At 67.6% G+C, this 12,041-nt stretch carries 12 protein-coding genes and 1 pseudogene; 12 read left to right on the top strand and 1 reads right to left on the bottom strand.

The window, feature by feature from the left end; genetic code table 11:
- Positions 1 to 68: 68 nt before the first annotated feature.
- The 10 genes from SB764_RS13140 to SB764_RS13095 all read left to right on the top strand — a co-directional run bounded on the left by SB764_RS13140 (position 69) and on the right by SB764_RS13095 (position 9,451).
- On the top strand, positions 69 to 1,202 hold the full coding sequence (locus SB764_RS13140; protein ID WP_065062068.1) for an MlaE family ABC transporter permease: 1,134 nt from the start codon (positions 69 to 71) through the stop codon (positions 1,200 to 1,202).
- A 74-nt stretch (positions 1,203 to 1,276) separates the two neighbouring features.
- Positions 1,277 to 2,158, top strand: coding sequence for an ABC transporter ATP-binding protein (locus SB764_RS13135; protein ID WP_110325604.1), 882 nt, complete (start codon positions 1,277 to 1,279; stop codon positions 2,156 to 2,158).
- Positions 2,159 to 2,207: 49 nt separating this feature from the next.
- On the top strand, positions 2,208 to 3,170 hold the full coding sequence (locus SB764_RS13130; protein ID WP_321865278.1) for an MlaD family protein: 963 nt from the start codon (positions 2,208 to 2,210) through the stop codon (positions 3,168 to 3,170).
- A gap of 191 nt (positions 3,171 to 3,361) precedes the next feature.
- Positions 3,362 to 3,991, top strand: coding sequence for an ABC-type transport auxiliary lipoprotein family protein (locus tag SB764_RS13125; protein ID WP_065062321.1), 630 nt, complete (start codon positions 3,362 to 3,364; stop codon positions 3,989 to 3,991).
- Between the two features lie 58 nt (positions 3,992 to 4,049).
- Positions 4,050 to 5,315, top strand: coding sequence for a VanZ family protein (locus SB764_RS13120; RefSeq protein ID WP_410863745.1), 1,266 nt, complete (start codon positions 4,050 to 4,052; stop codon positions 5,313 to 5,315).
- Between the two features lie 142 nt (positions 5,316 to 5,457).
- Positions 5,458 to 5,787, top strand: a complete 330-nt coding sequence (locus SB764_RS13115; RefSeq protein WP_065062072.1) for a (2Fe-2S) ferredoxin domain-containing protein — start codon at positions 5,458 to 5,460, stop codon at positions 5,785 to 5,787.
- A gap of 64 nt (positions 5,788 to 5,851) precedes the next feature.
- Positions 5,852 to 6,484, top strand: coding sequence for an alpha/beta hydrolase (locus tag SB764_RS13110; protein ID WP_065062074.1), 633 nt, complete (start codon positions 5,852 to 5,854; stop codon positions 6,482 to 6,484).
- Between the two features lie 349 nt (positions 6,485 to 6,833).
- Positions 6,834 to 8,048 carry a D-alanyl-D-alanine carboxypeptidase family protein gene (locus tag SB764_RS13105; protein ID WP_065062076.1) on the top strand — a complete coding sequence of 405 codons (1,215 nt, stop codon included), beginning with the start codon at positions 6,834 to 6,836 and terminating at the stop codon, positions 8,046 to 8,048.
- Entirely contained in the window at positions 8,049 to 9,155 is a 1,107-nt protein-coding gene (locus SB764_RS13100) for a D-amino acid aminotransferase (RefSeq protein WP_321903983.1), read from the top strand.
- A complete protein-coding gene (locus tag SB764_RS13095; RefSeq protein WP_065062077.1) occupies positions 9,152 to 9,451 on the top strand; it encodes a DUF493 family protein in 300 nt (99 codons plus the stop codon). Before SB764_RS13100 ends, SB764_RS13095 begins: the two co-directional genes overlap by 4 nt.
- 110 nt (positions 9,452 to 9,561) lie before the next feature.
- On the opposite strand, the gene SB764_RS13090 is transcribed toward SB764_RS13095, so the two are convergent.
- The gene (locus SB764_RS13090) at positions 9,562 to 10,539 is read right to left on the bottom strand and encodes a transcriptional regulator GcvA (protein WP_343663446.1); all 978 of its coding nucleotides are present in this window, start codon (positions 10,537 to 10,539) and stop codon (positions 9,562 to 9,564) included.
- Between the two features lie 99 nt (positions 10,540 to 10,638).
- On the opposite strand from SB764_RS13090, the gene SB764_RS13085 reads away from it, so the two are divergent.
- Together SB764_RS13085 and lipB are read left to right on the top strand one after the other, a co-directional pair.
- Positions 10,639 to 10,965, top strand: a complete 327-nt coding sequence (locus SB764_RS13085) for a DUF2917 domain-containing protein (RefSeq protein ID WP_336750996.1) — start codon at positions 10,639 to 10,641, stop codon at positions 10,963 to 10,965.
- Between the two features lie 210 nt (positions 10,966 to 11,175).
- Positions 11,176 to 11,961 (top strand): annotated as a pseudogene (gene lipB / locus SB764_RS13080) (lipoyl(octanoyl) transferase LipB); the annotation flags it as partial.
- Positions 11,962 to 12,041: the final 80 nt, after the last annotated feature.

Raw genomic sequence — 12,041 nt, 5'->3', positions numbered from 1 at the left:
CTCGCACCGCCGAAACGGGGCGCGTTCGATACAATGTTTAATCATTTCTTCCGTCCGAGCGCCCCGCCTTGACTCAAGAGACGCCGCCTGGCCTCGAAATCGCGGCCGGCAACCAGGGAAAGATCGTGCGCCTGTCCGGCCAGTGGACCGCGCTCGCGCTCGCACGCGACCGCGATCAGGGCGGCGTGGCGCGCCGGCTGCGCGCGCTGGTGGGCGAGCGCGTCGGCCAGTGGGATCTGTCGCGCGTCGAACGCATGGACCACGTGGGCGGCCAGGCGCTCTGGCGCGTCTGGGGCCACAAGCTGCCCGCCGATCTGGTCGCGCTCACGCAGACCCAGCGCGACATCTTCGAGCGCATCGCGCTGCTCGATTCGGTGCGCGAGGCGCCCGAGCGCATCGTCAAGATCGATCCGGTCACGAAGCTCGGTCTCGCGATCTTCTCGTTCTGGGACCACCTCTACGGCGGCATTTCGATGCTCGGCCGCGTGATCCTCGATTTGCTCTTCATCCTGCGCAAGCCGAAGGCCACGCCCTGGATCGAGATTTCCGCGAACGTCTACAACGCAGGCGCCCGCGCGCTGCCGATCACGGCGCTGGTGGCGTTCCTGATCGGCATCGTGCTGTCGTACCTGTCCGCGCAGCAGTTGCGGCTGTTCGGCGCGAACCAGTTCATCGTCAATATTCTCGGGCTCGCGGTGATTCGCGAGCTTGGTCCCGTGCTTGCCGCCATACTGGTGGCTGGGCGCTCCGGGTCGGCCATCACCGCGCAGATCGGCGTGATGCGCGTGACCGAGGAGCTCGACGCCATGCGCGTGATGGGCATCTCGCACGGCCTGCGGCTGATCCTGCCGCGCGTGGTCGCGCTGGGCGTGGCGATGCCGCTGCTCGTCATGTGGACCGACATCATCGCGCTGCTCGGCGGCGCGCTCGCGGCCAAGGCGGTGCTGGGCATCGACGTATCGTATTTCGTGCGTTCGCTGCCGGGCGTGGTGCCGATCGCGAATCTCTGGATCGGGCTCGGCAAGGGCGTGGCGTTCGGCATGCTGGTGGGCATCGTCGGCTGCCACTTCGGCTTTCGCATCAAGGCGAATTCGCAGAGTCTCGGCGAAGGCACGACCACTTCGGTCGTGACCTCGATCACCATCGTGATCCTCGCCGACGCCGTGTTCGCCATTCTCTTCCAGAACGTGGGGCTGTCATGAACACGTTGAGCACGACCGGAACCCGGGCCACGGCGTCCACGCCGTCGCCCGGCGCGCTGACCACGACCGGCACGCTGGCCACGCCGCTCAGGGAAGCCGTCGAGGATCTGCCGCTGCCGGCGATCGGCGAGCCGATCATCGAGGTGCGCAACCTCACCAAGCGCTACGGGCGCAACATCGTCCATCAGCATCTGAATCTGGATATTCGCCGCGGCGAGATCGTCACCATCGTGGGCGGCTCGGGCTCGGGCAAGACCACGCTGGTGCGGCAGGTTCTCGGGCTCGAGCGGCCCACGTCCGGCACCATCAAGATGTTCGGCGAAGACATCTCGACGATCGATCCCGAACGCGCCCGCCTGATGCGCACGCGCACCGGCATGCTGTTTCAGCACGGCGCGCTGTTCTCGTCGCTGTCGGTCTACGACAACATCGCGCAGCCAGTGCGCGAGCTGGGCGAGGTGCCGGCCGACCTGCTGCGCGACATCGTCATGCTGAAGCTGGAGATGGTCGGGCTGCCGTGCAAGCACGCGTCGAAGATGCCGGCCGCGCTGTCGGGCGGCATGGTCAAGCGCGTCGGGCTCGCGCGCGCGATCGTGCTGGAGCCCGAGCTGCTGATTCTCGACGAACCGACGGCGGGGCTCGATCCGCGCTCGTCGGACGAAGTGGTGGAACTGATCAGCACGCTGCATCGCGCGCTGGGCCTGACCGTCGTGCTGATCACGCACGATCTGGACGCGATGGTCGCGCTTTCCACGCGCGTGGCCGTGATCGCGGAGCGCAAGGTGCTGGTGGCCGCGCCCGTGGAGGAAGCGGCCGGCGTGGACGATCCGTTCATCCGCGAATATTTTCTGGGCATGCGCGGGCGGCGCGCGTTGCAGGCGCTCCCGCCCGAGCGCCGCGCGAAGCTGCCGCCGGCGGCGCTGCTGCCCGCATCCGTGGGCGTGAAACCGTGCTGACGCGCGGGCGTGTCACGAGGCGCAAGGTCGCCAACAAGGGAATCTGACGATGGAAAACAAACCGCATGCGTTCTGGGCCGGCGTCTTCACGATCGGCCTGCTGGCGACAATCGCGCTGGCGGTCCTCTTCTTCAGCGCCGATCACGCGGTGCGCGTGCCGTACGACCTGATCTCGCGCAGCAGCGTCACCGGGCTGTATCCGGACGCGGCCGTGCGCTATCGCGGCCTCGACGTGGGCAAGGTGCAGTCGATCCATTTCGACGCGAATCATCCGGGCCAGATCCGCATTCGCGTGCTGGTGGACCAGAAGGCGCCGATGACGCGCTCGACCTTCGGCACGCTCGCGCTCCAGGGCGTGACCGGCATCGCTTTCGTGCAGCTCGACGACAACGGGCTCGATCAGTCGCCGCTCGCGTCCTCGGACAAGAGCGTGGCGGAGATTCCGCTGCGCCCCGGCCTGCTCGACCAGCTCCAGCGGCGCGGCGACGTGCTGCTGCGCAAGCTCGACAGCATCGCCACCGACGTCGACCAGATGCTCAACGAGGAAAACCGCAAGCAGGTGATGGCGACGGTGACCTCGCTGCAACAGGCCGCCGACAGCGTGAATACGCTCGCGCTGCAATTGCAGCCCGCGACGAAGCAACTGCCGGGCGCGGTCGCCGATCTGCAGAAAACCTTGCAGTCGACCAATCAGCTCATCACCAGCGTGAACCGTCCGGATGGCCCGTTCCAGACCAATCTGAACAAGGCCGGCACGGCGGCGGCGCAGGCCGGGCAGGCGCTTTCGTCGATCGACATGTCGATTCAGGAACTCTCGGCGCGCGTGGGCTACGACACGCTGCCGCGCGTCGATTCGCTGACCGACGACGTGCGCTCGGCGATGCGCTCGGTGGACCGCGCGGCGGGGACGTTCAGTTCGAGCCCGCGCAGCGTGCTGTTCGGCGGCGCGCCGCAACCCGCGCCCGGCCCCGGCGAGCCGGGCTTCGCGTGGCCGGGCACGGGCGCGAAGTAAGCGCGCCGCGAAACGCTGCGAAGTGGCCGCCGCGTTCTGGCCCTTCGCAAAAATCGCTATGCTGCTGCGCGCGCCGCGAACTGCTGCGCCGCAATGGTGTCGGAGTGCATTCGACGTCGGCGGCGGCCGCCAGAACGGCGCCGCCTGACCGCATGATCCGCAAGAACCCGCAAGAACCGGAAGGAACCGCAATGTCACGCCAAGCCACCCCGTCACGCTCGCTTCTGAGGCTCTGCTGCGCCGCGCTCGCGGCGCTCGCCATCGGTACGCTGGCGGCGTGCGCCGGCAATCCGGCCGCGCTCTCGGATATCCGCTACGACCTCGGGCCGCAGGAAGCGCCGCCCGCGCCGCCCACGCTGCCGCCGCTCAAGGTGCTCGAAGTGAGCGCGCCGGCGACGCTCGATCACGACGGCATCGTCTACCGCATCGGCGGCGACTCGCAGCGCTCGGCGCGCTACGCGAGCAGCCACTGGACGATGTCGCCCGCGCGCCTGCTCACGCAGCGTCTGCGCACCTCGCTCGCCACGCGCGTCACGGTGCTTTCGGGCGCGGACGCCGTGCAGGCGCCGATGCTCAAGGTCGAACTCACCGAGTTCGAACAGGTGTTCGACACCGCCTCCGAAAGCTCGGGCGTGCTGGCCGCGCGCGCGACGCTGATGCAGGGCGGCAAGGTGATCGCGCAGCGTTCGTTCCTCGCGCGCGCGCCGGCCAGCACGCCCGACGCGGCGGGCGGCGCGGCGGCGCTGCGGACGGCGAGCGACGATTTCGCGAGTCAGATTGGCGCATGGCTGAGCGTGCAGGCATTCGCCGGCACGCCTTGAGGAACGCGGCGGGCGGCGCGCGCGGCGTGCTGCTCGCGGCACCAGTGGGACCGGTTGGATGAGCGGCAAAGCGGGTAAGGGCGGCAACGGCTACGACAGCCGCAACGGTGAATCCGGCGACGCTGTGCGCGCGCGCAGCGAGGCCGCCGTTGTGCGCGCGGAAAAAGCGTCCGCCGTCCCCGACATCCCGCCGCGCCAGGCCTCCACGCTCTCGCGCCAGGCGCTGGCGCTCTACACGGCGCTGATCGTCTACGGCTCGTGGTATCCGTTCTCGGGCTGGCGCTCGCTCGGCCTCGGTCCGTTCGACTATCTCAACGACCCCTTCCCGCGTTACTGGACCGTCTTCGACGTCGTCACCAACGTGCTCGGCTACATGCCGTTCGGCGCGCTCGCGGTGCTGGCGATCTGGCCGCGCTGCCGCGGACTGGCCGCCGTCGCGCTCGCCACGCTGGGCGGCACGCTGCTCTCAAGCGGCATGGAAGCGGTGCAGACCTATTTGCCCACGCGCGTCGCGTCCAATCTCGATCTCGCCACCAACGCGCTCGGTGCGCTGCTGGGCGCGGCCCTCGCGGCGCCGCTCACGGGCGCGCTGCTCGAACGCGGGTTTCTGCGGCGGCTGCGGTTTCGCTGGTTCGAACGCGACGCGGGCGCGCTGATGGTGCTCGCGGCGCTCTGGCCGTTCGCGACGATGTTTCCCGCGCCGCGCCTGTTCGGCATGGGCGACTGGCCGCGCGCGATCTGGCAGCGCTTCGACGCCTCGATGCAGGACGCCGTGCTCGCCTGGACGCCCGCCGCGTGGCATCTGCGCGTGCTGCCCGACGCGCTCGCCGCGCGTCTGCCCGAGAGCGGCTGGGAAGCGCTCGTCACGACGCTCAACCTGTTCGGCGCGGCGGCCTTCGCCTCGCTGCCGATGCGCCAGCGCGCCCCGCGCGCGCGGCTCATCGTCGTGCTGCTGGCGGCCACGCTCGTGGTGAAGGCGGGCGCGACCTTCCTGCAATCGCAAAGCGGACTGATCTTCAACTGGGCGACGCCGGGCGCGCTCGGCGGCCTCGTCTGGGGCACGCTCGCGGCCTTTCTCGCGCTGCGCCTGCCGCGCGCGGCGCGCGCCGCGGCGGCGAGCGTGGCGCTGGCGGTGGCGCTCGTGCTGGTCAACGTGCTGCCTGTGAATCCGTATTTCGACGTGGTGCTCGCCGACTGGCGTCAGGGCCGCTATCTGCATTTCAACGGGCTTGCGCACTGGCTCGCGTGGATCTGGCCGTGGGCCGCGCTGGGCTGGAGCGCGTTCTCGCTGGAGCGCGCGTGGCTCGCGCGTCGCTCGCTATAATCGACCGCATTCGGCGGCCGCGATGAGTGACCGCATCTAGCGACCCCAGCAGGCACGCCACACGCGCATCGTCACCGTTGTTCCGATAATCCGGCGAGCGCGCCGCACCCCCACTTTTACTGCCTATCCCGGTACTCACGCCATGACCGATTCCTTCTACAAACACCATGTGTTCTTCTGCCTGAATCAGCGCGATCCCGGCGCCGAGCGTCCGAGCTGCGCGAGCTGCAACGCGCAGGCGATGCAGGAATACGCCAAGAAGCGCGTGAAGCAACTGGGCCTCGCGGGTCCGGGCCAGGTGCGCGTCAACAAGGCCGGCTGCCTAGACCGCTGCGAGGAAGGGCCGGTCGTCGTCGTGTATCCGGAAGGCACCTGGTACACCTATGTCGACGAAACCGACATCGAGGAAATCGTCGTGTCGCATCTGCAGAACGGCCAGGTGGTCGAGCGTCTGCTGATCGATCGTCCCTGATGCGGTCCGTGATGCGCGCCGACACGAAAACGACAGCACGAAAGACAGCAAGGACCGCAGCCCGATGAACGCCCAGACGCAAAAATTCCATATCGACGGCCCGATCGGCCAGATCGAATGCGCGCTCGACACGCCCGACGCCGGCACGCCCGTGCGCGGCATCGCGCTCGTCGCGCATCCGCATCCGCTCTTTGGCGGCACGATGGACAACAAGGTCGCGCAGACGCTCGCGCGCACGCTCGTGCAGCTCGGCTACACGACGTACCGCTCGAACTTTCGCGGCGTCGGCGGCACGGCGGGCACGCACGACAACGGCATCGGCGAACAGGACGATCTGCTCGAACTGATCCGCTACATGCGCGCGCAGCCGGGTCAGGCCGACGTGCCGCTCGTGCTCGCGGGCTTCTCGTTCGGCACCTTCGTGCTCTCGCACGTCGCGAAGCGCTATCTGGAAGCGGGCGGCGAAATCGAGCGCATGGTGTTCGTCGGCACGGCGGCGAGCCGCTGGGAAGTCGCGCCGGTGCGCGAGGACACGCTCGTGATTCACGGCGAACTCGACGATACCGTGCCGATTCTCTCGGTGTACGAATGGGCGCGGCCGCAGGAACTGCCCGTCGTGGTGATTCCGGGGGCGGAACACTTCCTGCATCGCAAGCTGCACATTCTCAAGCGCATCATCGTCGACGCCTGGCGCTGAAACGCTCGCGTCGACGGCGCGGCTTTTTCTCGCGCGCGTTTTTAGGGTCCATATCGGCCGCACGCAGCGTCTGTAAGTGCTGCGTCGGCCGATCGTGAGAAATGACCTCGCGGTTGCATAAAAAGGCGCGCGAATCGTTAAAAATGCACGACAGGTGCGCGCAAACGTGTGCCCACTTCGAAAAACGCCTGCACGCGGCGCGTATAATGGGCGCTCTTTTTGCGGCCGCCGCGCCCGTCTGAAACCTCTTCAGGCGTGTTGAGCGAGGCGCCGCATTCCGGCTCACCCGACCGTGCGCCGCATGGCGCGCCACGTTCATCCCGACCCCAATCCCGTCCGACCTGAACCCATGCGTTTTCTCTCCAACGGCCAGCAGTCCCCTCTCGTTTCTTCCTCCATCGTTCGTAAAGTCACGCTCGGCGCGCTCGTGCCGGCCTCGCTGCTCGCGAGCGCCAGCGCGTTCGCGCAGGTGCCGCCGCCGGCGGTGAACGCGCGCTCGTGGGTGCTTGTCGACGCCACGGCGAACCAGGTGCTCGCCTCGGGCAACGCCGACGAGCGCGTCGAACCGGCCTCGCTCACGAAGCTGATGACCGCGTACCTCACGTTCGAGGCGCTGCAGTCGAAGAAGATTTCGATGGAGCAGATCGTCACGCCGAGCGAAGCGGTGCGTCGCGTGAAGACCGACGAATCGCGCATGTTCATCGAAGCGAACAAGCCGGTCTCGGTGCACGACCTCGTGTACGGCATGATCATCCAGTCGGGCAACGACGCGGCCATCGCGCTCGCCGAACTCGTGGGCGGCAGCGAAGCGAACTTCGTGAACATGATGAATGCCGAAGCGCAGAAGCTCGGCATGGCGCACACGCACTTCGCCGACGTCAACGGCATGCCCGACCCGAATCACTACACGACGGCCGGCGACCTCGCCACGCTGTCGGCGCGCCTGATTCGCGACTATCCCGAGTACTACAGCATCTTCTCGGTCAAGGAATTCAAGTACAACAACATCAAGCAGCCGAACCGCAACCGTCTGCTGTGGATCGACCCGACGGTCGACGGTCTGAAGACCGGCCACACGCAAGCCGCGGGCTACTGCCTGATCGCGTCGGCCAAGCGTCCGATGGCGGGCGGCGGCGACCGCCGTCTGGTCTCGGTGATGATGGGCGAGCAGAAAGAGCACGACCGGGTGCAGGACAGCCTGAAGATGCTCAACTACGGCTATAGCGCCTACGACACCACGCGCATCTACGGCGCGAACCAGGCCGTGGCCACGCCGCGCGTCTACAAGGGCGCGGCGGACGCCGTGAAGGTCGGCGTGAAGAAGGATCAGTTCGTCACGCTGCCGAAGGGCGCCGCCGACAAGGCCAAGCCGCAGATCGACATCACCAGCCCGCTGATCGCGCCGCTCGCGGACGGCCAGCAGGTCGGCACGGCGAAGTTCGTCGGCGCGGACGGCAAGGTGCTCGCGCAATTCCCGCTGGTCGCGCTCGAAGCGGTGCCGCAAGCCGGCATCGTCGGCCGCGTGTGGGATTCGCTCATGCTGATGTTCAACAAGAAGAAGTAAATGGCCGGACACACCTCGACTTCAGCGCCGCAAGCGCCCGCCGATCTTGACGCGCTCGACGCTCACGACGAGCTCGACGAGCACGATCACGATGACGAGCACGACGGCGAGCCCGTCGTCTGGCTGAACGGCGCATTCACGCCGATCAGCGAGGCGCGCGTGCCGGTGCTCGATCGCGGCTTCATTTTCGGTGACGGCATTTACGAAGTGGTGCCGGTGTATGCGCTCGAAGTCGAGGGTGTCGAAGCGGACGAAGACGGCGCAGCGCCGCTCGTGCGTGTGCCGTTCCGTCTCACGCAGCATCTCGCGCGGCTCGCGCGTTCGCTGGAGAAGATCGGCATCGCCAATCCGTTCAGCGAAAGCGGCTGGCGCGCGCTGATCGCGCGGGTGATCGACGCCAACGAGCAGGCCGGCGCGCTCGCGCCCGATGCGCACGCGAACGTCTACGTGCAGGTCACGCGCGGCGTCGCGAAGCGCGCGCACGCGTTTCCGGCGGCGAGCGTGCCGCCCACGGTGTTCGTGATGGTGAATCCGCTCGTCATGCCGGGCGATGCGTCGCGCGCGAACGGCGTGGCCTGCGTCACCGCCGAAGACCGCCGCTGGCTGCATTGCGACATCAAGGCGACCTCGCTGCTCGGCAACGTGCTGATGGCGCAACATGCGGCCGAACACGGCGTGTTCGAAACCATTCAGTTGCGCGACGGTTGGGTGACCGAAGCATCGTCGTCGAATGTGTGGATCGCGAAGGATGGCGCGCTGTACGCGCCGCCGCGCAGCCACAAGATTCTCGAAGGCATCCGCTACGGACTCGTCGAGGAACTGGCGCAGGAATGCGGGCTGCGTTTCGAGGCGCGCGAGATCGACGAAGCCGCGCTGCGCGGCGCCGACGAAGTGCTCGTGACCTCGGCGACGAAGGAAGTGCTGCCGGTCGTCACGATCGACGGCCAGGCGGTGGGCGACGGCAAGCCGGGCCCCGTCTATGCGGCGATTTACGCGGCGTACCAGCGTGCCAAGGCGCGCGCGGCGCGTGAGGTTTATGAGGCGGCATCGCTGGCGCAATCGCACGCCGAAGCCGCCGCCTCGCTACAGGAAGTGGACAACAAATGAGTGCATCGCAAACGAACGGCGCCGCCGGCGCCGAAGAAAAAACCACGCTGATCGAATTCCCGTGCGATTTCCCCATCAAGGTGATGGGCAAGACGCATCCGGAGTTCCAGGACACGATCATCGCCGTGCTGCGCGAATTCGACGGCGGTTTCGATACCGCAACCATCGAAACGCGGCCGTCGAGCGGCGGCAATTACACCGGCCTCACGGTGACGGTGCGCGCGACAAGCCAGCCGCATCTCGACGATATCTATCGCGCGCTGACCGGGCATCCGATGGTGAAGATCGTGCTGTAAGGGCGCGATCCGGATTGGGATCGAGATTGGAATCGAGATGAAGCAAGGGCCGCTTTTTAGCGGCCCTTGTTGCGTTTACGCGCGGTTCACGGCGTTCATTGAAGCGTGCTTCAAGGCGTGTCGCCCGTGGTCGCGCGCAGCGCCGCGGCGGCGGCCGTGATGACCGGGCCGGCCTCGCAGGCGTCTTCGTAGAGCCGTCGAAAGCGCGCCACCTCGTCGAACACCCAGTCGCGGAACGCGGTTACGCGCTCGGTTTGCAGGCGCTGCGGCTGGCAGATGAAGTAGTAGCGCCACGGACTCGGGCCGTCGATGTCCTTGAACAGGCGCACGAGGCGCCCGCGCGTGATTTCGTGCATCGCGAGCGAGCGGCGCACGAGCGCGATGCCCTGGCCGTCCATCGCGGCTTGCAGCAGATTCGACGAATCCTGATAGAGCACGCCGCGCTTGGGTTCGGGCAGATCCTGCAGACCGGCGGCGTCGAACCACGGACGCCACAGTTCGTCGTCGGAGCGCAGCAGCGGCAGCTTCGTCATCTCGCGCGGATCGTCGGGCAGCTTGCCGCCGTTGAAGTCGGGCGCGCAGGCGGGAAAGAAAATCTCGTCGAGCAGCAGTTCGGTGTGCAGGCCCGGATAGTGGCCGAAGCCGAAACGGATCGCCACGTCCACGTCGTCGCGCGTGAAATCGATCAGCGAATTGGTGGATTGCAGTTCGACGTCCCACTGCGGATGCGCCTCGATGAAGCGGCCGATGCGCGGCGTGACCCAGCGCGCCGCGAACGACGACAGCATCGACACGACGAGGCGGCGGTCGCGGTCGCCAGAGCGGATTTCCTCGGTGGCGCGCGCCAGCTGGTTGAGCGCGTCGCGCACCTGGGTGGCGTAGCGGCGGCCCGTATCGGTCACGCGCACGCGCTTGCCGTCGCGCGCGAACAGCGCCACGCCCAGTTCGGCTTCGAGCGCGCGGATCTGATGGCTGACCGCGCCGTGCGTGACGAACAGCTCGTCGGCGGCACGCGAAAAACTCTCGTGGCGGGCGGCGGCCTCGAAGGACTTGAGCGCATTGAGGGCGGGAAGCGTACGCAGATCCATCGTAATTTTTCTCACATAGGCGTGAAAAATGATCGTTTTGCTCGATCCCTTGCAGTGTCTAGGATTGTAGCCATTGGAGCACGTCATTCGGAGTCGAAAATGAGAGAAATTTCTTCGGATATCACCTTCGAGGTGGAAGCCCGGCAAGTGGCGTCGGTACGCGTTTCGCGCAGCACGCGCCTGACGGTGCGCTGCGGCGCGGTCTGGGTCACGCGCAGCGACGACACGGCCGATTACTGGCTCGAACCGGGCCAGACGCTGCGGCTGCGTCGCGGCGAGCGTCTGTGGATCGGCGCGGAGCAGGGCGCCCCCGCGTGGGTGGCGTTCGCCACGCCCAAGCGCGTGGGCGAGCGCGCGGTGGACTGGGCCGCTCGCACGGCGGCGCGCTTCGGCGTGCATGCGCGCGACGGCTGGCGCACGGTTTGATACAGCCACGGTTTGATACAGCCACGGTTTGATAAAGCGTTTGACGCACGATTCGATGCGTGCAAATCCGGTCTGCGCACCGCGCCGGGACCGCGCAGGCGGCCCGGCGCGCGGCCTGATCACGGTGATCGCGCAGCGTCCTCGGCGCGCTTGTCCCGAATTGGGTAAACTTCGGGAATCATGTGCGCCACCCCGGTTTCACCCCTGTCAATGTCATCCGACCCCGCGAATTCCGCGATTTCCACGATCGCCGAGGCGGCGTCCAGCACCGAATCCGGCCCCGCCGGCGCGCGCTTCGCAGCGCCCGTCGTGCGCTGGCGCGGCAACGAGGCCTACCAGGCGAGCTTCGACGCCATGCGCGCGTTCACCGATCAGCGCGACGCCGATACCCCTGACGAAATCTGGCTGGTCGAGCATCCGCCCGTTTTCACGCTCGGGCAGGCCGGCAAGCCCGAGCATCTGCTCGTCGCCAACAGCGGTATTCCGCTCGTCCAGATCGACCGCGGCGGCCAGATCACGTATCACGGGCCGGGCCAGATCGTGGCCTATTTGCTGCTCGATCTGCGACGCCGGAAACTGATGGTGCGCGAGCTGGTGACGCTCATCGAGCAGGCCGTGATCGACACGCTGGCGGCGTATAATCTCGCGAGCGAGCGCAAGGCCGGCGCGCCCGGCATTTACGTGCCGGAACACGCGTCGGGCGCCAGCGCGGCGCACCGTGGCGCGAAGGTCGCGGCGCTCGGTCTGAAGATCCGCAACGGCTGCAGCTACCACGGCGTGAGCCTGAATGTGTCGATGGACCTGAGCCCCTTCCTCGCGATCAATCCGTGTGGCTACGCGGGCCTCGAAACTGTCGATATGGCGTCGCTCGGCGTCGCGGCGGACTGGCGCGACGTGGCCGCCACGCTGGCGGCGCAGCTCGAGACGCAACTCGCTGCGCACGCGGCAAATCTTCCGGTGGCCGAAGCGGCCGCCACAGACCCGGCGGCCGAAGCGGCTGCAGTGGACCCGGCTGCTCAGGCGGCCTCAGGCGGGCAACCGCCGCAACCGCAGGCTGGCGCTGTTCCGGCGGCCTG

Origin of the sequence: Paraburkholderia sp. SIMBA_027, assembly GCF_046535315.1 — a bacterium.
GTDB classification, from domain to species: domain Bacteria; phylum Pseudomonadota; class Gammaproteobacteria; order Burkholderiales; family Burkholderiaceae; genus Paraburkholderia; species Paraburkholderia tropica.
This window is presented reverse-complemented; position numbering and strand designations above follow the sequence as displayed.

Coding starts and splice junctions, on each gene's coding strand:
- SB764_RS13125 (WP_065062321.1), top strand. CDS start 3,362: ATGTCACGCCAAGCCACCCCGTCACGCTCGCTTCTGAGGCTCTGCTGC.
- SB764_RS13095 (WP_065062077.1), top strand. CDS start 9,152: ATGAGTGCATCGCAAACGAACGGCGCCGCCGGCGCCGAAGAAAAAACC.
- SB764_RS13110 (WP_065062074.1), top strand. CDS start 5,852: ATGAACGCCCAGACGCAAAAATTCCATATCGACGGCCCGATCGGCCAG.
- SB764_RS13085 (WP_336750996.1), top strand. CDS start 10,639: ATGAGAGAAATTTCTTCGGATATCACCTTCGAGGTGGAAGCCCGGCAA.
- SB764_RS13105 (WP_065062076.1), top strand. CDS start 6,834: ATGCGTTTTCTCTCCAACGGCCAGCAGTCCCCTCTCGTTTCTTCCTCC.
- SB764_RS13100 (WP_321903983.1), top strand. CDS start 8,049: ATGGCCGGACACACCTCGACTTCAGCGCCGCAAGCGCCCGCCGATCTT.
- SB764_RS13115 (WP_065062072.1), top strand. CDS start 5,458: ATGACCGATTCCTTCTACAAACACCATGTGTTCTTCTGCCTGAATCAG.
- SB764_RS13120 (WP_410863745.1), top strand. CDS start 4,050: ATGAGCGGCAAAGCGGGTAAGGGCGGCAACGGCTACGACAGCCGCAAC.
- SB764_RS13130 (WP_321865278.1), top strand. CDS start 2,208: ATGGAAAACAAACCGCATGCGTTCTGGGCCGGCGTCTTCACGATCGGC.
- SB764_RS13090 (WP_343663446.1), bottom strand. CDS start 10,539: ATGGATCTGCGTACGCTTCCCGCCCTCAATGCGCTCAAGTCCTTCGAG.